Here is a 22,117-nt window from a genome sequence, read left to right as displayed (position 1 = left end):
AAAATATCAATTTTTAATTATCTAATATATTTTTAAATCCTTGACCTAATACTTCTGTTATTTCATTTACTGTTATAAATGCCTTAGGATCATTCTTCATAATAAATTGCTTTAACTTAATAAATTGAGTTCTACTTAATATGGTTAAGATAACACAGTTTTGTTTTTTAGTATATCCACCTTTGCCATAAAAAACAGTACATCCTCTCTCAACATCTTTCATTATGTAATTTGCCACAAGCTCTTCTTTATCAGTAAAAATCATAACTTGTTTAGATAAGTTAAATCCATCTATAAATTTATCTATTAAAATACCAGTTAAATACACACTTAATAATCCAAACAATCCCAGTTCTACGCCAAATGTATAAATTGCTAATAATATTACTACCGAATCTGATATTAACAATCCCTTTCCAAAGTCCATATGACAATACTTACTTAATATTTTAGCTGTAATACTAGTACCTCCTGTAGTAGCATTTTTAGTATACATAATTGCTGTTCCCATAGCTACTAATGTACTTCCAAATATAGTTGCTAAAACTAAATTATTAGTTATTGCTATTGGCTTATGAAATTTTTCAACAGCTGATAATATGAAAGATAAACCAAATGCAGCATACATACTTTTTACTCCAAAACTACCACCAATAAATATAAAAGCTGCAATAAATAATACAATATTACATACAATCATTACTATTCCAGGTTCAATTCCTAAAACTTTATTTAAAACTAATGCTAATCCAGAAACTCCTCCAGATGCTATATTATTAGAATAGAAAAACATTTCAAGACCAATGGCAACTATTATAATTCCTATAGTTATTATAGTATATTCTTTTAATAACTTCTTCATTTTAATCTCCTTTAAATCGTTTATATCTAAAATAAATATTACCATGTAACTAACGTATATTAAAACCCTAACTATAAATAAAATTATCTCCAAACAATTCTATTGGAATTTTGAATTCTGGAATACCGTATACATATGGTGCTATCTCATATAATTGATAATATATAATAATATTATCTTTATCTAAATAGAAATCCTGATTTTCATTTATACCTTTAAATATTTTTCCTGAATCAAAATAATTATCAGGATTATTTCCTATTTGCTTTTCAATTTCTTTATTTATTATATTTGAATAATCATATCCTAATTTAAATAAATCATTTAGTTTTAAAATTTCTTCTTTATTTTTATCTATTGTATATGAAGTTCTAATAGTCATTCCATGTGCTCCACCTAAAAATTCATAATAATCATTATAAAAACTTAAAATATTATTATCATTTCTACTAACAAAATATTTAGATACTATTTGATAAGGAAAATTAGGAATAATATTATTATCCTTAAAATACTCTGCTGAAGTTTTTTCTGCTTCCATTATAGGATTCATAACATCACCATTTATCTTTGAATTTATATTATTAATTTTGTTTTTATCTTTTCCACCTTCTATTTGCAAAATTCTAACATCTTCTATTAAATAACTTAAATTTTTATTTATAGACTTTTCCACAATTTTTAGATTATTGTCGTTTTTTATTCTATTATTTATAAACATGTACTGTGGATAACTTTGTGATAACATTAAGGGAATCAAAAATACCGATACAATATTTGAAATTAAATGCATTATCTTATTTTTTCTCCTTCCATAAAAACATACCTTTTAAAAAATATTAACAAAATACACAGATAGTTTTTTTATATTAAATTGATTTTATAACAGGTTATCCACAGGCAATTGTGGATAATGTTGATAAGTTGTAATTTTTTTCTTTTTTGTTTTTTGTTATAAAAAAAATATTATGTTAAAATATGCTTATTGTGTTTATATTATAAATAAAGACTTAAAATAACTAGGAGGATACTATCATTGAAAAATTTAAATAATTTTTTTACAAAAAAAAATATCATTATATTGACTTGTGTTTTAATTTGTGTAATTATTTCATATTTTATGTATAATAACTTATTCTTAAAAGATACTGTTGATAAAAATTCAAATAATTCTACTACTACTGAGGCTATTGATGATAATAATCCAGAATTTAATGATACGGATAAAGAAATCTCTGATGTTGAAGATGAAAAGGAAATTAACACAAATAATGATTTAAAATTAACTAATGAGAATATTGGGGTTCCAGTTTTATACTATCATTCAGTTAAAAATTCTGAAAATAACGAGGTTATTATAGCTCCTCAAAAACTTAGAAATCAACTTAGATATATAAAAGATTCTGGATATACTACTCTAACTCTTAAAGAGTTAGAAGATTATCTATTAAACAATACTCCTATTCCAGAAAAAAGTATTGTAATCACTTTTGATGATGGATATATGGATAACTATACTAATGCATTTCCTATATTAAAAGATTTAGATATGAAAGCTACTATATTTTGTATTACTTTTGAGTTAGATGGAGAATATTATCTTTCAGAATCAGCTATAAAGAAAATGTCTGATTACGGAATAGATATTCAAAGCCATACTGCTGGACATCCTGATCTTACTAAAATGACATATGATGAACAATTAAAAGAATTTTTAGAATCTAAAGAAACATTAGAAGCAATTACTGAGAAGCCAGTCACTAGTATTGCTTATCCTTATGGAAATTATGATGATAACAGTGTAAAAGCTGCTAAAGATGCTGGTTTTAAATTAGGATTTACTACAGATTTGGGTCTTTCTGATAGGGATGACAATCCTCTATTGCTTAACAGAATTTATATAAGTTCTAATTATGATATGGATACATTCAAACAGTTATTAGAAAACACAAAAAAATAAGGCTCTGTTTTAGCAGAGTTTTGATATATGCATAAGCAAAGTTGGCGGAGTAATTGAACTTAGGAATGCCACTTTACCTATTGCATATATCAACACACATTTAAAACAGAGCTAAAAATAAAAGATTATTTTTAAAATATATCAATATACTGCTTAAACATATCTATCTTTTTATCTATTCATATAAACTCGTTGTTAATTTATGTTGATTTCCACCATTATTTATTAACACAGAAATTTGACTCTTGTTCTCACTTTTATTCTTTTCATTTATTTCATTTAAAAATTTACTAGTCTCTTTTAGTGCACCGTATTTTAAAGCTTCTCCATTTACAGTTATTAATATTTTATTATCAGTGGGTATCATTTCATTGTTAATTGCATAATCTAAAATCTCTTTTATAGACTCATCGATGTCCTTATGTAAAACATCAGTTGAAATTATAAGCTTATTTCCCTTTTCAGTTTCAGAATATGAATATATAACCTTGTCTAGGAAATTACATTCTAATTTTATAGCAGAGGTTGTATTTACTATTATTGTACTTTGAGAATTATAATAATGTGAATATAAAGACATTCCTATTATAATTATTAAAACTATTAATATACAAAAATATATTTTATAATTCCTAAAAGATTTTTTCTGTTGTCCACTAATTTCTTGTCCAATTTTAGTATTTTTATCACACTTTATTTTAATTATTTCACCACTTGATGTTAAAATATATGCACTACTATTTAAACTTTTTAATACTATTCCTCTAAAAAATTCTGTTTTCTTTACATTATTTAAATTTACCACATTATTTGATTTTTCTTCTATTTTTAAATATTCTTGAATAAGCTTATAATCTACATTGGAAAAAATAATATAATAAAATAAAATATATTCTTTCCATTTTCTTAAAAATTCATCACTAATATCAAGCTTTTTGCAAACATTTCGTATAGGTAAATCTTTTTTTCTTTCAACAGAATCTCTTAAATTATCATCTTCCAGTATATAATAAGAAATATTTAAAATTATATTACGCTGTTTTTCTTTAGGAGGATAATTAATTAAGTCCTTAAGTAAAATATTGTATAAAGACAATTTTTTTAAAAATAATTCTATTTGTTTGTTTCTATTTATATCTGTTTTTCCACCTATTAATAACATGTTTGGTGTTGATGAAAAGACATATTTAATTCTTAGCTTGTCCATTTTAATTTTCCCCCAAATTATAATATTTCATTTAATTAATATTATAAATATCAAAATTAACTAATGTTTCATATGATGTTATTATATCATAGAAATTTATTTTACTGCTATCCACATTCAACTCCAGCCTAAACAATTTTTTCTAATCTCCAATTATCATAATTCTAAAAATATGAATATAGTACTTAAAAAATTAATATATTTATGGAGATTAATATGAGAAAAAAAGTTATATATGTAGATTTTATAAAAAAGCGTAAAATAAATTTTCTTACTTTTATTTTCAATCGGCTAATTTCTTATATACATGTCAAATTCTCTTCAAAGTACCTTAATAATAATTATCTAATTGATAATAATACTAAAATTGATTACTATAGATTTAAATGATAAAATTAAAATATAATTATTAAAATTTATTTTAACTTGAAAGGAACTTTGTTATATGAGAGTGGGACTTGGATATGATGTTCATAAGCTAGTTGAAAATAGAAAATTAATTTTAGGTGGAGTTGAAATTCCTTATGAAAAAGGATTATTAGGTCATTCTGATGCTGATGTTTTATTACATGCAATAATGGATTCATTATTAGGAGCTTGTGCTTTAGGAGACATTGGTAGTCACTTTCCTGACACTGATAGTAAATTCAAAGGGATCTCTAGTATAAAACTTTTAGAAGAAGTAAATAAATTAATCATAAAAAATGGATATATTATAAATAATATTGATTCTGTTGTTATTGCTCAAAAACCTAAATTATTCCCTTATATAGAAAATATGAGAAAAAATATAGCTAATGCACTTAATATAGATATTAATCAAATTAATGTTAAAGCTACTACAGAAGAAGGTCTAGGATTTACAGGAAGTATGCTTGGAATATCATCACAAAGTATATCATCTGTTATTAAAAAATAATATTTTAAGGGTTACTAGAAATTATTTAAAAATCTTTTCTGGTAACCCTAATTAATTTTACTTTTTTTAATTCATATTTACTGCTTGTCTCAATTTTATATTTGGAGCAAGCTAAAATGAAATTATATTCTTTTTTAGTATTCCTAAATTGAATTACTCCATCCACTTTGCTTATGCATATATAAGCACTTTGATAAAACATTACCTTATTTTAAAATACTTCTGTCAACTTCTTTAATAATATTTTTCTAAATTTTTCTCCCTTTCCTTTATCTTTAGCTACATTATCACAAATATCTTTCCATTCTTCTAAAGATACACCTATCTTTTTTTCCAACTCTTTTTCTGTGTTAGTTATTAAACTAGATGATATTACAAAATCACCTAATTCTTTAGCATCTTTAAATATTTTTAAATATATAAATTGATTATTATCTACACTCCACTTAGCATTGAAATCTTTTATAAATTTTCTTACTTCTAAATCAAGTTTACTTATAGGCGCATCCCAAATACTATTCAATTTATCATAGTCATGCTTCATCTTATTCGCTATCTCTTTATTAATTTTTTTTAATTTCTCCCCTTCTTTAATAATAACTTCAACAGGTAAGGGTGGAATTTTAGTAACTAATTTTTCTTTTCCATATATCCATTTATAAAAAGCTTCTTGTAAAAATGAATGCTGAAAATACCCGAGTAAAGTTTTTGGATTAGGCATATATCCCCAAATACTGCTCACCCCTGCATTCTTATTAAAAATAATTGTATGAAAATAAAGACTTTTTTCTGTCGGAAGTTCTTCCATAAACATATGTCCTCTAATTGTTTTATTTTTGCTAGTTATATCGTCCCAATATCTAAATGAATTATATTTTTCTTTCAATTTAACCACCATTCTTTCATTTATTTAAACCATTTTATTTTATATTTCATCTATATACCTATATTATATAGTATATAATACTGTCTTAACAAATTATTTATACCATATTTTTTTGTGTTTTTATCATTAATATAGATTTTTTAAATTATATTACTATTATTGTTATTTATTTCTATAAATATTCTATTAGTTTTTATATGATTATAGTCATTAAATTAAAGAAAAATAAAAAAGTGTACTTTCAAACTTTTAGTCTGAAAGTACACTTTTTCATTAATATAATAATTTATAAAATTGGGGATTGGTAAATTGTTTTTTAATTTTTATTTATTTATTTAATTTATTTATTTAGCTTTTTTAGTTAGCTTTTTTCGCTGCAATATTATGAGAATTCCATGTGAATGATAAGAAGAATATTGCTAAAACACATGAAATCATTAATAATATGAATCCACCGTCCCAGCTAAACTTATCAACAACAGCACCCATTGCAACTTCTGCTGCAACTTGTCCACCCATATATCCAAATAGTCCAGTGAAACCAGCAGCTGTTCCTGCAGCTTTCTTAGGTACAAGGTCTAATGCACTAACACCTATAAGCATAACAGGTCCGTAGATTAAAGCACCGATTGATGCTAAAGCACAATTAATTGCCATTGGGCTTGTACTCTTCCAATAAACATATGTTGCAACTGCAACACCAACCATACAAATTATTCCTATCGGAGCACGTCTTCCATGGAATATGTGGTCACTAATCCATCCAACTATGATAGTTCCTGGAATAGCTGCATATTCAAATAAAGCAAATGCTACTGAAGAATCTTTTGGGTTAAAATGTCTTACTTCTTGTAAGTATGTTGGAACCCAGTTTATAACACCATATCTAACCATGTAAACAAATACATTGGCTATAGCAATACACCATAATAATTTGTTATTAAATACATATTTAAATAATATTTCTTTTGCAGTAAGTTCTGCTTCTGCATCTTCAACTTGTTCTGCAACTTCTGGATAATCATCCATATATTCTTCTATTGGTGGTAAACCAACTGATTGAGGAGTATCCTTTGCAAAGATCATATAAACGATACCACCAACGATAGCAATTATTGCTGGTAAATAGAATGAACCTTTCCAACTTCCAAATATAGATACACCAAGTAATACAACTGTAGCGATAAATCCGCCACCTACATTATGTGCTGTATTCCATATTGACATTTTAACTCCACGTTCACTATCTGAGAACCAATGTGTCATTATTCTACCACATGGAGGCCATCCCATACCTTGGAACCATCCATTAAGTAACATTAATATAAACATCATACCTATATTAGTTGCATTAGGTAAGAATAAGTTTGTTGCACCTGATAATATAAGACCTATTGCTAGGAAAAATCTTGGATTTGACCTATCGGACATATTACCCATTACGAACTTACTTACACCATAAGCTAATCCTAAAGCTGAGGCAACAAAACCTACTTGAGTTTTTGTAAATCCTTGGTCTATAAGATATACCTTAGCTAATGAGAAATTACTTCTTACAAAGTAATAAATAAGATATCCCATGTATATACTTAGAAATACTTGTATACGATATCTCTTGTAGCTTGATGGTATCTTTTCTGCTGGCATTCTCTCAATATGAGGTGCCGGTTTTAAAAAGTTAAACATAAAAATCCCTCCACAAAATTAATCTTTTAGTCTGTAAAACTTTATTTGTTTTATACTATAAATAATTCCTGTAATAAATTAAAAGAAATATTTAAAATATGCTTAAATTAATAACTAAACACTCCAAAGTTCTTGCTTAGTTGTAGATATACATGTTGCACCAGATTGTAATGCTGAAATAATTTCTTGTTTATTCTCAATTAATCCACCTGTAATTATTGGTTTTAATGTATTTTTAGACATATTTTCTATAACCTTAGGTAAAATTCCAGGTAATATTTCTATTGCATCGGCTCCTGATACTAAATGATTCTTAGAATTGGTAAATGACAATGTATCAAATATAAAAAATCTTTGAATTGCTAGTAACCCATAATTTTTAGCAATTTTAAGGATGTGTGGTTTTGTGCTTATAATTCCTTTGAAACTAGTATTTTCTTTTAAATAACTAATTACTACTTCTTTAGTTGAAACAAAACCATCAACTAAATCTAAATGAATTATTCCTATCTTCCCTTTTTCCTCTATTAAATCGCCTATCTCTTTTATATTCATAATACTGCCAAATAACACAAATATAATCTGTACTGAAGATTCTAGCGCTAATGCTAATTCATCTTCATTTTTTACAGATGCTATAATAGGGTTCTGTTCTAATAACTCTACTGTACTCATTAAGCTTCCCCCTCTTTGAAACGTTTACTATGTTTATATAATAACAATTAATCTTTTCAAAACTTAATCTTAATTGTTTCAAAAATGTAACACTTGTGATTTTTTTTAAATACTATTTATTATAGGTAAATATGTATATATTTAGGATTTATATCATAAAAGCTTCTAATACTTACCTATAATAGAAGCTAAGTAAATTGATATTTTATTCTGATTATTTTATAATATATATACAAGCTTTTAAGGAGGAATGCAGTTGTATTTGTGTGAAATATGCCAAAAACAGGCTGATATTCATCATATTGTTCACAGAAGTGAAGGTGGATTGGATATAAAATTAAATTACAAGTATTTGTGTCCATATCATCATAGAGGTAAACCAGGTCCTCATCATTGTGAAGAAACCGATATTTTGTACAAGTTAGAACTTCAAAATAATTTATTTTATCTACTTCAAAATGATTATTATAAATTTAAAGAATTAATGTTAATACTTGAAGTATCTAAAAATCAACTAAAAAGAATCGTTAAAGATTTAAAAGTATATAAAGAAGGATTTAAAAAATTAGATATAATAGTTAAAATTATGGGTGGAAAACTATATGCTGAAGAAATGATTGAAAATTTAACTCTAAATAAATTAATCGACAATATAGATAAAGAACCTTAATTTTATAACAAATATTTTTCTTATTTTATTGACATAAAAAAATGCAATGATTATAATAAAAAATAATATATGATAATACGTTGATGAGGACAGTAAACTAAAACCTTATTTTCAGAGAGAGAATATGTTGGTGGAATTATTCTTAAATATCTTTAGTTGAAAACCACCTCTGAGTGACCTTAATACAGTCCGTTTATTGCCACGTTACGGTAATTTCAAGTGATCTAGTACTCTACTTTTTAAATTAAAATAAGTATATTTTTAATTTAAATAGATGTATTAGATAATTAGAGTGGAACCACGGATATTACTTCGTCTCTATATATCTAGAGACGGAGTTTTTTTATTTTGTACTAAATTTTATTTTACAGTTTTGAAAGGAGTTTTTTATAATGATAAAAGTAACTTTAAAAGATGGTTCAGTTAAGGAATTTGAAGCTGGATTATCTATATACGAAATAGCGAAATCAATTAGTGAAGGTTTAGCTAGAAACGCTTGTTGTGGTGTTGTTAATAATAAAATTTGTGACCTTAGAAAAGAAATTAATGAAGATATTTCTTTAAGCATATGCACTTTTGATTCTCAAGAGGGTAAAGATGCTGTAAGACATAGTATATCTCATGTTTTAGCTTATGCTGTTAAAAGATTATTTCCTGAAACAAAATTAGCTATAGGACCTTCTATTGCTACTGGTTTCTACTACGATTTTGATAAGGATGTTGCATTTTCAGCTCAAGATTTGGAAAAACTTGAAGCAGAAATGAAAAAAATAATCAAAGAAAATCCTTCAATTGAAAAATTTGAACTTCCAAGAAATGAAGCTTTAGAATTAATGAAGGATGAACCATATAAAGTAGAATTAATCAACGATTTAGGTGAAGATGAAATAATCTCATTCTATAAAATTGGTGAATTTACTGATTTATGTGCTGGACCTCACGTTATGTCTTTAAAACCAATTAAAGCAATTAAACTTATTAGAAGTGCTGGTGCTTATTGGAAAGGTGACGAAAAAAATAAAATGCTTACTAGAATATACGGTACTGCTTTCTTAAAGAAATCAGAACTTGACGAATATTTAGAAGCTGTTGAAGAAGCTAAAAAGAGAGATCATAATAAATTAGGTAGAGAACTTAAATTATTTACTACTGATGAAAATGTAGGTCAAGGTCTTCCTTTATTAATGCCAAAAGGAGCTAAGATTGTTCAAACTCTTCAAAGATGGGTTGAGGATGAAGAAGAAAAAAGAGGTTATGTATTAACTAAAACTCCACTTATGGCTAAGAGCGACCTTTATAAAATCTCTGGTCACTGGGATCACTATAAAGATGGAATGTTTGTATTAGGAGATGAAGAAAAGGATGAAGAAGTGTTTGCTTTAAGACCTATGACTTGTCCGTTCCAATATACTATATATAATGCAGAACAACACAGTTATAGAGATCTTCCTATAAGATACGGTGAAACTTCTACTCTATTTAGAAATGAATCTTCAGGAGAAATGCATGGACTTATAAGAGTTAGACAATTCACTTTAGCTGATGGTCACTTAATTGTAACTCCAGAACAATTAGAAGAAGAATTTAAAGGTGTACTTGAATTAATTCAATATCTAATGAAAACTTTAGGAATTGACGAAGATATAAGCTATAGATTCTCTAAATGGGATCCAAATAATACTGAAAAATATATAAATGATCCTGAAGCTTGGAATAAAACTCAAGATACAATGAGAACTATCTTAGATCATTTAAAAATTAATTATGTTGAAGCTGATGATGAAGCTGCATTCTATGGTCCAAAACTTGACTTACAATGTAGAAATGTTCATGGTAAAGAAGATACATTATTCACAGTTCAAATCGACTTTGCTTTAGCTGAAAGATTTGATATGAGCTATATTGATAAAAATGGAGAAAAGAAACGTCCATATATAATTCATAGATCATCAATTGGATGTTATGAAAGAACTTTAGCAATGCTTATAGAAAAATATGCTGGTGCATTCCCTACTTGGCTTTCTCCAGTTCAAGTAAAAGTGTTACCAATATCAGATAAATACAATGATTATGCTGAATCAGTAGTTAAATCATTAAGAAATAAAGGTGTTAGAATTGAAGCTGATTATAGAGCTGAAAAAATCGGTTATAAAATCAGAGAAGCTAGACTTGAAAGAACTCCTTATATCTTAGTTGTTGGAGAAAAAGAAGCTGCTAACAACGAAGTTTCTGTAAGAAGCAGAAAGAATGATGATGAAGGTGCTATAAAATTAGATGCCTTTACTGAAAGACTATTAAATGAAATAGCTACAAAAGAAAGATAATTTCTTTTGATTCATTGAAATAGTTTATGATTTAGTATAAAGCTTATGGACTGAGGAATTTGCTTTAAGAATACTAAAATAAAGCTTAGTCTAATTAATGCATGCTCCCAATGAAACATTGTGACAAGCAATTAATTCAACAAATCTTTATTAAGAATTCTAAAAAGTAAATTCCAATGCCATTACGCTCCTATACTAAATCATAAACATTCATAAATCAAACTTGTAAATTTAAATAATAATATTAAAATAGGAAATTAATTAAAATATCTATCTAGATACATTTTAATTAACTTCCTATTTCTTTATCTTAATTTTTATTTTTAAAATATGTTGATATATGCAATAGGTAAAGTGGCATTGTAATTGGACTTTGAGAATTCTTAATGAATATTGTCAAATTTACTGCTTGTCACAATTTCATATTGGGAACAAGCTAAAATTGGACTATACTCATTTTAGTATTCCTAAGTTTAATTGCTTAGTCCACCTTTATTTATGCATATATCAACATTTTCTTAAAGAAAATTCTTGTTAAACTTGATCTAATGCTTGTTTAACATCTTCTAATATATCATCTATGTTTTCTAGTCCAACTGATAATCTAACAAGTCCTGGTGTTATTCCAGCTGCTACAAGTTGATCATCTGTAAGTTGACGATGTGTTGAACTTGCTGGATGAAGTACGCATGTACGAATATCTGCTACATGAACTACATTTTCTGCAAGTTTTAAATTATCCATAAATCTAATTGCATTTTCTCTACTTCCCTTAATTGAAAATGATACTACTCCACTACATCCATTAGGTAAGTATTTTCTTGCTAAATCTTCATACTTATTTCCTTTTACTGTTGGGTAATTTACAAATTCAACTTTTTCGTTATTACTTAAAAACTCTGCAACTTTTTCAGCATTTCTACAATGTTTTTCTATTCTAACTGAAAGTGTTTCAAGACCTAAATTCAGAAGAAATGCAGCATTAGCTGGTATATATGCTCCTAAATCTCTCATAAGTTGTACTCTAGCTTTTGTTATATATGCTGACTTTCCAAAATCTTTTGAATAAATTACACCATGATATGATTCATCTGGCTCTGTAAATTCTGAGAATTTACCATTTGTCCAATCAAAATTACCGCTATCAACAATAACTCCTCCAACTTGAACTGCATGTCCATCCATATATTTAGTAGTAGAATGAATAACTATATCTGCTCCAAATTCTATCGGTCTACAAAGTATAGGTGTTGCAAAAGTATTATCTATTATAAGAGGTACATTATTCTTATGTGCTATTTTAGCAAACTTTTCTATATCAAATACAGCTATAGCTGGATTTGCAATAGTTTCTCCAAAAACAACTTTAGTATTTTCTCTAAATTCTTTTTGTATTTCTTCCTCTGAAGCATCAGGATCAACAAATGTACAATCTATTCCAAATCTTTTAAGTGTTACTGCAAACAAATTAATTGTTCCCCCATAAATTGTTGCAGCACTAATGATATGATCCCCAGCTTTTAAAATGTTTAATATACTTATTAAAGATGCTGCTTGACCTGAACTAGTACAAAGAGCTCCTATTCCACCTTCTAATGAAGCTATTTTATCTTCTACAGCTCCAACTGTTGGATTTGATATACGTGAATACATATGACCTTCAGCTGTTAAATCAAATAATTTTCCTATTGCTTCTGTACTATCATATCTATATGTAGTACTTTGATAAATCGGTAATGCTACTGGTTCTCCATTCTTTGGTTTATATCCTTCATGTAGACATTTTGTTTCAATTTTCATATTTTATTACCCCCTAAAATTTATTGCTTATTTATTAAAACATATTTTAATACATTAAAAAAAACTATTTCTCCTGTTTAAAGATAGAGAAATAGTTAATAAAAACAAATTTATATATAACTTCTATGCATCTCTTATCTTTCAGGAAATTTCCTGCAGGATTTAGCACAATTCTAACTTTCGCATTAAAGTTAGCTGTTGCTAGGCTTCATAGGGCCAGTCCCTCCACCATTCTTAATAACAGATTTATTTTTAATATGTTTATATTATATATCATTTTTTAACATTTGCAACCATAATTTAAAAATATTTTATTATATTGTTATTATTTTAAATATTACATACAATTTCTTTATTCTCTGTAATAATAGAATTAACCCTTGTATCATGGCTGTCCATTGGAACATTATCTAATATTTGAAAATCATATGCTAAAGAAATCTTCTGTATATTTTTTGAGCATTTACTCATATATCTATCATAAAATCCTCCGCCATATCCCATTCTGCCCCCATTATTATCAAAAGCTACACCTGGCATAATTATCAAATCAATTTCTTCTAATTCAACTGCTAATCCACTTTCAGTAGGTTGTAAAATTCCATGTTTGTCTTTTATAAGATTTTCTAATGATGATATTTTAACAGCCTCCATCAATTTTGTATTATAGTTTGTTCTAGGAACATAAATATTTTTTCCATCTTCTAATGCTTTTCTTATTATAGTTTTAGTGTCAATTTCAGAATCATAAGAAATATACACAAAAATATTTCTACACTGTGAATAAAACTTACTTTTTAAAAATTTATTGTGAATTATATTATCAAAATTTCTTTTCTTATTAATATCCATTTCTTTTCTTATTTTTAGTATTTTTTTTCTTAATTCTTTCTTTTCCTCTGAGATATTCATTACTATTTCGCCCCTTACAACATTTTTAATTATTATGAATAAAACTTCCCCATAATATTAATACTATATTTTATTATGAACAAGTATAGCTAAAATTTAATTTATAAACAACTTAAACTTTAACTATTTTTATAAAATTAATAGTTTATGTTAATTTTTAATATAAATCATTTATTAAAATAGTATTTAATAAATAAAACTTTAATTGTATAATCTATTTAATATAAAATAATAAAGGTGGGGCAACAAATGAGTAAATTAGAAGAAATAATGAAATATAATAACGACTTTGTAGAAAGTAAAAAATTTGAAGAGTTTATTACAACCAAAACTCCTAAAAAGAAAATGGTTATATTATCATGTATGGACACTAGATTAACAGAATTATTACCTAAGGCTATGAATATAAAGAATGGAGATGCAAAAATAATAAAAGACGCTGGTGCAACTGTAATTCATCCATTTGGTAGCGTAATAAGAAGTATATTAGTTGCAATATATGAATTTGGAGCTGAAGATATATTTGTAGTAGGGCATCACGGTTGCGGTATGAGTAATTTAAATACCAAAACTCTTATAAGTAAGATGGTTGATAGAGGAATAAGTAATGATACTTTATCTATTCTAAATAATTCTGGAATAAATATTGAATCATGGCTTCATGGATTTGAATCTGTTGAAAATTCTATAAAAGAAAGCGTAAAAATGATAAAAAATCATCCTTTAATTCCTAAGAACATAAGAGTTCATGGATTAATTATCAGCCCAGATACAGGAAAGATCGATATTATTGTAAATGGCGATATTTAAATAAATATATTCTTATTTTAATTTTAATACTACAAAATTAGAAATATCTATATAAAAAGTTATTTCTAATTTTTTATTTTTATATTAAACCACTAGTTATTCAAAATAAACTTTAGGTTTATTAAAAATAATTTCCTTTTCTATATTGCAATTATCCTTATCAATAGTTACTTTATAAATTTCAGGACATCCCTCTTCTCTCCATCTTTTCATATAGTTAGGAGTAGCTTGTGTTTCATTATAATAATTTTGATCATACATATCCGAAAATTCTAAATAACATAACAAACTATCTTTATCTAACAATATATCTTTTTTATTTATATTTTTTACTATTGGAATAAAAAATCTTAAAGGTACTTGATAATCAAAGTTTCCTTTTATTTTTTTACCCTCTATAATAGCTCTTTTAAAAAATAATTTATTTTCTTCACCATCTGTAAATTTAATTTTAAAAATAATTTGTCTTTTCTTATTCTTTTCTAACTTTACTATAACCACTTAATCACCATCTATCTATAATGTATAAAACTTAATTATTTGGCTATATTTTAAAACAGTGTTGATATTGTAGTATAAAACTCATGGACAGATGAATTTACTTAAAACATAGCCTTAATTTAAGAAAAATATTATTCTATAACTTTATTTTATCACGGAGAATATCTACTGTCTAAGAATTTAACATTTATTTAAACTAATTCAAAATAAAAAAAGTGTTTTAGATAATCTTAAATTAGCTAAAACACCTTTTTATAATTTTATTCTTCAACACTCATATATGTTAATGGCAATGCTAATAATACTCCACCACCAATTATATTACCTAATGTTACCCAAAATAAATTTTTTATTATTAAGGTCATTGATAATCCACCTAATGCAAAATACCCAACTGAAAAAATACCCATATTAGCTATGCTATGCTCAAATCCAGCAATAACAAATGCAAATACACACCAAAACATCATTATAGATTTACCACTTTCAGATTTTAATCTAATAGTAGATAATACACCTAGACACACAATAAAGTTGCATAGAATTCCTCTTATGAGCAATTCAAATGCTGAAAGAGTAAATTTCGTAGTTACTATACCTCTTATATACTCTTGTATTAAAGAAAGTGATGCTCCACTTTTGACAAATAAAAATGATATAACTATTGCTCCTAAAAGATTTCCTAAGTAGCTTAAACACCATACTTTTAATGCCATCTTTAAAGTACATGTTTTAGTATAAGCCCCTACTGCCATAACCATATTATTACCTGTAAATAACTCACCACCTAAAAAAACAATGAGTGCTAACGCTATTGAGAATGTAGCTGCTACCATTATTCTAGCTAGTTCTGGGTAATTAGGATTCAAAATAGCACCTATTGTATATGATAAAATTATTGCTACTACTAAATAAAATCCTGCTACAATTGCTCTAGTTATATATTTTGTCGGTGCATTTTTAGATAATTCGTATTTATTTCTTGCCGACTTTGAGATAATTTCAACATCACTAATATACATATCTTTTTCCCCTTTACAATTTAATGTATTTTATTTATATAAATTAATTATTATTTTCATATCTATATCATAGCTAAAATAAAAAATTATTAATCTTATGAAATTTACTAAACGTTTTCTAATAAAAAGTTCAAATATTGTATCTACTATATTAAATATCTAAACTTCTTATTAAGAGGATTGGTATATATTAATAGGTGTAGTCAATAACTTTAAATATTTGTTAAATTATTAACAACTTAATTATATGTTAATTATTTTATTTCTTCAATGCATAAAATTATATTTTATTAGTTTATTTATTTTTCCATATATTTTTTGTTATATTATTATTTAAGTCATACTTTTTTACTTAAAATCAAATCATCTATTAAATTCATATATTGCTTATAATTTGTATTTTTTATGTTTTTATGATAATAATAACCATAGACCTGGTAATTTGTTAATATATAATCAAACTTTGTATTCTAAATATCCCTTAAATATACTTTAGACATAAAAATTAAGGATTATATTAAGTTTTATCCTTAATATAATCCTACAACATATCTATTTATTTTTAATATACTTTGCTAAAGCATTACTATATACATAAGAAAAGTTATTTTTAAAAGTCTATATTATCAAAATTTTCTCCTGTTAAGACTAAAATATCACCACTATAAATAATAGTTTTTCCTTTCGGATGTAGTATTTTTCCATTACGTTTTATCATAACAACTAATATATCTTCTGGTATATTAGCATCTATAATATTTTTATTAACTAATTTACTTTCTGGTTTTATTTCAAGTTCTACCAATTTAGTGTTCATTTCTTCTTGATAATCATTAAAAGTCTTTAATACTACAGCATCATTATCAACAAGATCTAGTTTTTTAGCTATAGGAGATATTAAAGTTCCTTGTAATGATACAGAAAATAATGCTATGAAAAATACTATATGAAATATATCAAAATTTATCAATGCATCATTCGTTACTGCTAATATAGCAAAAACTATTGACGCTGCCCCTCTAAGTCCTACCCATGAAACAAAAATTTGTTGTTTTATAGGCACTTTAAACCAGCTTAATATTGCAAAAGTTGATATTGGTCTTGCTATAAAAATTAAAAATATAGAAATTAAAAATCCTGGTAAAAACGCTAAATGTATTTGTGATGGAAAAGATAATAATCCTAATATAAAGAATAACATTATCTGCATTAACCAAGATATTCCATCAAAAAATTTAACCAAACTTTTTTTATTTTGTATTTTACTATTACCAATTATTATTCCTGCTATGTAAACACTTAAATAACCATTTCCACCAAGCCATATACTTAAAGAATATGCCAAAATAGCAATGGCCATTACAAAAACAGGATAAAGTCCTTCTATTTCAAAAACAACATTTTTTAAAATCCATGTACTTATTTTAGCTAAAACAACTCCAATTATTATTCCAAATAATACTTGAAATAATAAAAGTTTAAAAATTGATTGTTGTGCTCCAGACATAAAGCTTAATATTATTACAGTAAGCATATATGCTACTGGATCATTACTACCACTTTCAATTTCTAACAAAGATGCTAAGCCATCTTTTAAATTTAAATTTTGAGATCTTAAAATTGAAAATACAGATGCTGCATCTGTTGATGCTACTACTGCTCCAAGTAGAAAACCTTCTAATAAAGAGGATTTAAGAACCCACGTACAAAATATTCCAGTAAGACCTGCTGTTATAATAACTCCTATTGTTGACATTAATGTGGCTTTAGTAACAACTGGTTTTGCTAATTTCCAATTAGTACAAAAACCTCCATAAAACATTATAAAAACTAATCCAAATGATCCAATTTCTTCAGCTATTTTATAATTATCAAATCTTATTCCAACAATTCCTTCGCTTCCAAATATCATTCCTAACACCAGAAATATTAATAATGAGGGTACTCCAAATCGATATAAAACTTTACTAGAAAATACACAAATTATTAATACTAAAGAGGCTAAAATTAATGGTATTGTCATATACTTACACCACTTCCTTTCAATTTAATATAAATGATTGTTATATTAATTTTACAAATTTTTTAATAAAATATATAATATTTTAAAAATCAATCAATTATATAAGGATAAAATTATTATATAATTGATTAAATATACTTTATTTTCTATTTTATATAAACAATCTCATTATATATAGTATAGCATTTATGTACTAATAGGTACAATCTAAAATATTATTAAAACATTATTAATGTATAATAAGATTTATATTTAATATTAGAATTATCCTTTAATAGCTATATTTATGCAAAATTATATATAAATATTTTTAAGATTACAATAAAATAAAGCCATATATCATGATTAAAAATGATATATAGCTTTAAATGTAATTCTATATTTTTAAATTAGTTTAAATAACTTACGTTATAATTATTAATAAAGTTTTTAATAAATTCTAGTATTTTTTCACATCCTGATGTTTTATTAGATTCAGCGTTAATTACTATTTTAGGCTCATGTAAAGAAAGTCTTAATGTAAACCAACCTTCTCCAAATTTTTCATTGAATATAACTTTTATTCCATCACAATTATCTTCATCAATTTGCATATTATCATTATCAGCAATCACTTTAACAAAATCATATAATATTTTATTAGCATAATTATTAAAATCCTTTTCATTAATTGCTAATTTTATTTCTCTTTCCTCATTTGGTAATTCTAAATCACTTATTAAATCCTCAATAAATTTATTTTCATTTTTTAATTTAGCCATAACAATAAGTATTTTTGATGCAAAATAAGCTGCATCATCTAAAAAATAATTTTCTTTTAATACAACATGACCTGATGTTTCAATAGCTACATAACATTCTTCCCTTTTATTATTTAGTTTCATAGCCTCATTTATAATATTTTTATATCCCTTTTTAACCTTATGATGTTTACCACCTAATTTTTTTATAAATTTGCTTACTCCATCGGATGTCACTGAATCAGTAACTATAGTAGATCCTTTGTGTTCTTTTAATACAATTGCAGAAATAAGTGCAATTAAAGAGTTTCTATTTATAAATCTACCTTCTCTTCCAACCAAAGCAGCTCTGTCTACATCTGTATCAAAAATAATTCCTAAATCAGCATTGTTATCTATAACTGCATTACTTATTAAATTCATAGAAATATCTGTTTCTGGATTTGGAATGTGATTAGGAAATGTACCATCAGGCTCTATAAATTGACTTCCTGTTGTGTCAGCACCTAATTCTTCTAATACTTTTTCTTTGAAAAATCCTCCTGAACCATTTCCTGCATCTAATATAATTTTCATTCCTGTTAAAGGCTTATTGTAATTTTCTGAAGAATTAATTTCTTTTCTTATTTTTTCTACTAAGAGTTTAGAATAATCATTAATAAGTGGCTTAAAAATAGTCATTCTTCTAGCTTCCATTTCACTTACAAAAACATTTTCTTTATTGTCTTCATATTTTGATGCTATATTTAATACCTCTTTAATTTCTTCTTTATCTAAACATCCATTTTTAGTAAATAGTTTTATGCCATTATAATAATAAGGAAGATGACTTGCAGTTATCATTATAGCTCCATCACATTTATAATCATCCATAATAGTTGTCATATACATTGATGGTGTAGTTGATAATTTGCAATCATATACTGTGACTTTACACGCGACTAATGTGTTGATTATAGTGTGTTTAAATTCATTTCCCGTTATTCTAGAATCTATCCCCACTGAAATTTTTAAATTATTAAGCTTATTTTTATTTTTTAACCATTCATGAAATGCTATTGTTATAATTTTAATTTCTTTATTAGTTAAATTTATAACTTGATCTTCATTAGTTAATACAATTCCTCTAATGTCACTTCCATTTTGTAAGTCATGCAAACAGTTATTGTTCATACCCATCCCCCTATTTAATAATTTATTATAATTTAAATAAACTAATTATCATGTTGAGTAATTTCTTATTCTATTATGATAATATAATATCATAATAAAACCATTTTTATACTTATTTTACTTTTATTTGTTTGAATATTATAGCGTTTTTATTAAGTAATAATTAGTTCTATGTATAAAAAAAAAGCACAAAATAATACTTAAATTATTTCATACTTTCTCTCAATCACTAAAGTAATCATTAAATTTATCTTCTATCAAACTTATGTAAATATATTCAATTTGTAAATTATATCATTTTTACATAAAAAAATAAAGACTATATATTAATTAATATAAATTTTAGGCTCTGTTTTAAATATGTGTTGATATATAAAATAGGTGAAATGGCATTGTAATTGGACTTTGAGAATTCTTAATGAGTATTGTCACATTTACTGCTTGTCTCAATTTTACATTGGGAGCAAGCTAAAATGGGACTATACTCATTTTAGCATTCCTAAGTTCAATTACTCAGTCCATTTTACTTATGTATATATCAACACACTACTAAAACATAGCCAAATATTAAACAAAATTTTAAAATAAAAATTATTAACTTTCTATACTTAATGATAACTGATTGTGTTTATATTTTATAAATAAAGTAATTCCAATGAATAACGTACAAACTTCTGTAACTGGAACTGTCATCCATATTCCTACGCTTCCAAAAACATGTGAAAGAATAAATAACATGCTTAAAACAATAATTAATGCTCTTGATAAAGATATACTAACTGCGAATTTAGGTTTTTCAACTGAATAAAAGAATGCATCAAATAATAAATTTATTCCCATTATAAGATATGCTAGTCCATATATTTTAATTGCTGATGCAGTCACTTTTATAATTTTTGGATCAGTTACAAATAAAGAGCTTAATTGATAAGAGAAAAATATCGATGCAAAAGTAAATATTACTCCAACTCCCATAGCAAACGTAACTCCTAGTTTGAAAAAGTTAAAAGTTCTTTTATATTCATTAGCTCCATAGTTAATACTAACTAAAGGTTGCATTGCTTGAGCATTTCCCATAAAAATTGAGAAAAATATTAGATTTATATTAGCTATAATTCCATAAGCTGATACTCCAATTTCACCTATCTGGCTTAAAATTACTCTGTTAAAAGCAATAGTAACTACCCCTACTGACATTTCGCTAATAAAACTGCTTACTCCATTGGTTACTATTCTTAAAAAATCATTTAATCTTGGTATAAATCTTTTTAACTTAAGTCCTGATTTTTTACTTAATGAATAAGAAAATGTTATTGTAAAACTCACTACTGTTGAAATAGCTGTAGCTATTGCTGCTCCAAACATACCTAAGTGGAATCCAAAAACAAATAATACATCTAATACAATATTAAGTGAACAACAAGCAATAGTTGCTAACATTGATATATGAGGTGCTTTATCATTTCTTGCAAAAACATTCATAAAAATATCTAAAACAAAAAATGGAGCAAAACTCAAAATTGTTAACATATACTGTTTAGTCATTTTAATTGTATTGTCAGTTGCACCAAGGAAATATGCTATTTTATCAATAAATACAATACCTAAAATACAATAAATAATTCCCATAATTAATGCACTGATAAATCCAAAAGTATACATCTTCCTAGCATTTTCATCTTCGTTTTTACCCTTAAAAATAGAATATATAGTTGCAGAACCTGTTGCAAAAAGAAATCCTGTTGCATACATCAATGATATCGTTGGAGTACTTACATTCAAAGCAGCTAGTCCAATGCCACCTAATGCTCTACCAACACACAATGCATCTACAAATACATATCCTGATAGCATAATCATACCAAATATACTTGGTGCTAAGTACTTTAAGTATAATTTACTTTCGCTATCCTTTACTAAATTAAAACTTCTTGCCATTTTTACCAT

General features: G+C 25.6%; 18 protein-coding genes, 1 riboswitch and 1 other annotated feature. Of the genes, 5 read left to right on the top strand and 13 right to left on the bottom strand.

Annotated elements, in window-relative coordinates:
• Positions 1-13: 13 nt before the first annotated feature.
• A complete protein-coding gene (locus NG901_RS12680; protein ID WP_252215205.1) occupies positions 14-862 on the bottom strand; it encodes a YitT family protein in 849 nt (282 codons plus the stop codon).
• 67 nt (positions 863-929) lie between these two features.
• Positions 930-1,655 (bottom strand): DUF3298 and DUF4163 domain-containing protein, encoded by a 726-nt coding sequence (locus NG901_RS12675; protein ID WP_252215203.1) that lies wholly within the window; start codon positions 1,653-1,655, stop codon positions 930-932.
• Positions 1,656-1,898: 243 nt separating this feature from the next.
• On the opposite strand from NG901_RS12675, the gene NG901_RS12670 reads away from it, so the two are divergent.
• Positions 1,899-2,822 carry a polysaccharide deacetylase family protein gene (locus tag NG901_RS12670; protein WP_252215200.1) on the top strand — a complete coding sequence of 308 codons (924 nt, stop codon included), beginning with the start codon at positions 1,899-1,901 and terminating at the stop codon, positions 2,820-2,822.
• Positions 2,823-2,997: 175 nt separating this feature from the next.
• Here the strand turns inward: NG901_RS12670 and NG901_RS12665 are convergent, their stop codons facing one another.
• The gene (locus NG901_RS12665; protein ID WP_252215198.1) at positions 2,998-4,029 is read right to left on the bottom strand and encodes an anti-sigma factor domain-containing protein; all 1,032 of its coding nucleotides are present in this window, start codon (positions 4,027-4,029) and stop codon (positions 2,998-3,000) included.
• 445 nt (positions 4,030-4,474) lie between these two features.
• Between NG901_RS12665 and ispF the strand changes: the two genes are divergently transcribed.
• Positions 4,475-4,948, top strand: a complete 474-nt coding sequence (gene ispF / locus NG901_RS12660; RefSeq protein WP_252215195.1) for a 2-C-methyl-D-erythritol 2,4-cyclodiphosphate synthase — start codon at positions 4,475-4,477, stop codon at positions 4,946-4,948.
• A 211-nt stretch (positions 4,949-5,159) separates the two neighbouring features.
• Here the strand turns inward: ispF and NG901_RS12655 are convergent, their stop codons facing one another.
• From NG901_RS12655 to NG901_RS12645, 3 genes are all read right to left on the bottom strand, one after another.
• Positions 5,160-5,756 carry a hypothetical protein gene (locus NG901_RS12655; protein WP_252215350.1) on the bottom strand — a complete coding sequence of 199 codons (597 nt, stop codon included), beginning with the start codon at positions 5,754-5,756 and terminating at the stop codon, positions 5,160-5,162.
• Positions 5,757-6,191: 435 nt separating this feature from the next.
• Positions 6,192-7,520: a phosphoglycerate transporter protein PgtP gene (gene pgtP, locus NG901_RS12650; RefSeq protein ID WP_252215192.1), complete on the bottom strand. Its 1,329-nt coding sequence runs from the start codon at positions 7,518-7,520 to the stop codon at positions 6,192-6,194.
• A 114-nt stretch (positions 7,521-7,634) separates the two neighbouring features.
• A complete protein-coding gene (locus NG901_RS12645; RefSeq protein ID WP_252215190.1) occupies positions 7,635-8,195 on the bottom strand; it encodes a glycerol-3-phosphate responsive antiterminator in 561 nt (186 codons plus the stop codon).
• Positions 8,196-8,451: 256 nt separating this feature from the next.
• Here NG901_RS12645 and NG901_RS12640 point away from each other — a divergent pair, with 256 nt between their 5' ends.
• Positions 8,452-8,865, top strand: coding sequence for an HNH endonuclease (locus tag NG901_RS12640; protein WP_252215187.1), 414 nt, complete (start codon positions 8,452-8,454; stop codon positions 8,863-8,865).
• Positions 8,866-8,936: 71 nt separating this feature from the next.
• Positions 8,937-9,188: a binding site (T-box leader), on the top strand.
• 69 nt (positions 9,189-9,257) lie between these two features.
• A complete protein-coding gene (gene thrS, locus NG901_RS12635; protein WP_252215184.1) occupies positions 9,258-11,189 on the top strand; it encodes a threonine--tRNA ligase in 1,932 nt (643 codons plus the stop codon).
• A gap of 534 nt (positions 11,190-11,723) precedes the next feature.
• Here thrS and NG901_RS12630 read toward each other — a convergent pair.
• On the bottom strand, positions 11,724-12,989 hold the full coding sequence (locus NG901_RS12630) for an O-acetylhomoserine aminocarboxypropyltransferase/cysteine synthase family protein (protein ID WP_252215181.1): 1,266 nt from the start codon (positions 12,987-12,989) through the stop codon (positions 11,724-11,726).
• Positions 12,990-13,120: 131 nt separating this feature from the next.
• Positions 13,121-13,233, bottom strand: a riboswitch (SAM riboswitch).
• Positions 13,234-13,319: 86 nt separating this feature from the next.
• A complete protein-coding gene (locus tag NG901_RS12625; protein WP_252215177.1) occupies positions 13,320-13,901 on the bottom strand; it encodes a 5-formyltetrahydrofolate cyclo-ligase in 582 nt (193 codons plus the stop codon).
• 249 nt (positions 13,902-14,150) lie between these two features.
• On the opposite strand from NG901_RS12625, the gene NG901_RS12620 reads away from it, so the two are divergent.
• On the top strand, positions 14,151-14,711 hold the full coding sequence (locus tag NG901_RS12620) for a beta-class carbonic anhydrase (RefSeq protein WP_252215175.1): 561 nt from the start codon (positions 14,151-14,153) through the stop codon (positions 14,709-14,711).
• 96 nt (positions 14,712-14,807) lie between these two features.
• Here NG901_RS12620 and NG901_RS12615 read toward each other — a convergent pair whose 3' ends face one another.
• The 5 genes from NG901_RS12615 to NG901_RS12595 all read right to left on the bottom strand — a co-directional run bounded on the left by NG901_RS12615 (position 14,808) and on the right by NG901_RS12595 (position 22,108).
• Entirely contained in the window at positions 14,808-15,212 is a 405-nt protein-coding gene (locus NG901_RS12615) for a hypothetical protein (RefSeq protein ID WP_252215174.1), read from the bottom strand.
• A 260-nt stretch (positions 15,213-15,472) separates the two neighbouring features.
• On the bottom strand, positions 15,473-16,234 hold the full coding sequence (locus tag NG901_RS12610) for a formate/nitrite transporter family protein (RefSeq protein ID WP_252215172.1): 762 nt from the start codon (positions 16,232-16,234) through the stop codon (positions 15,473-15,475).
• Positions 16,235-16,844: 610 nt separating this feature from the next.
• A complete protein-coding gene (locus NG901_RS12605; protein ID WP_252215170.1) occupies positions 16,845-18,257 on the bottom strand; it encodes a potassium/proton antiporter in 1,413 nt (470 codons plus the stop codon).
• Between the two features lie 389 nt (positions 18,258-18,646).
• Positions 18,647-20,170 carry a phosphohexomutase domain-containing protein gene (locus NG901_RS12600; protein ID WP_252215167.1) on the bottom strand — a complete coding sequence of 508 codons (1,524 nt, stop codon included), beginning with the start codon at positions 20,168-20,170 and terminating at the stop codon, positions 18,647-18,649.
• Between the two features lie 594 nt (positions 20,171-20,764).
• Entirely contained in the window at positions 20,765-22,108 is a 1,344-nt protein-coding gene (locus NG901_RS12595) for an MATE family efflux transporter (protein WP_252215164.1), read from the bottom strand.
• Between the last annotated feature and the right edge of the window lie 9 nt (positions 22,109-22,117).

It is taken from the genome of Clostridium sp. CMCC3677, assembly GCF_023845585.1.
Taxonomy (GTDB): domain Bacteria; phylum Bacillota; class Clostridia; order Clostridiales; family Clostridiaceae; genus Clostridium; species Clostridium aquiflavi.
This window is presented reverse-complemented; position numbering and strand designations above follow the sequence as displayed.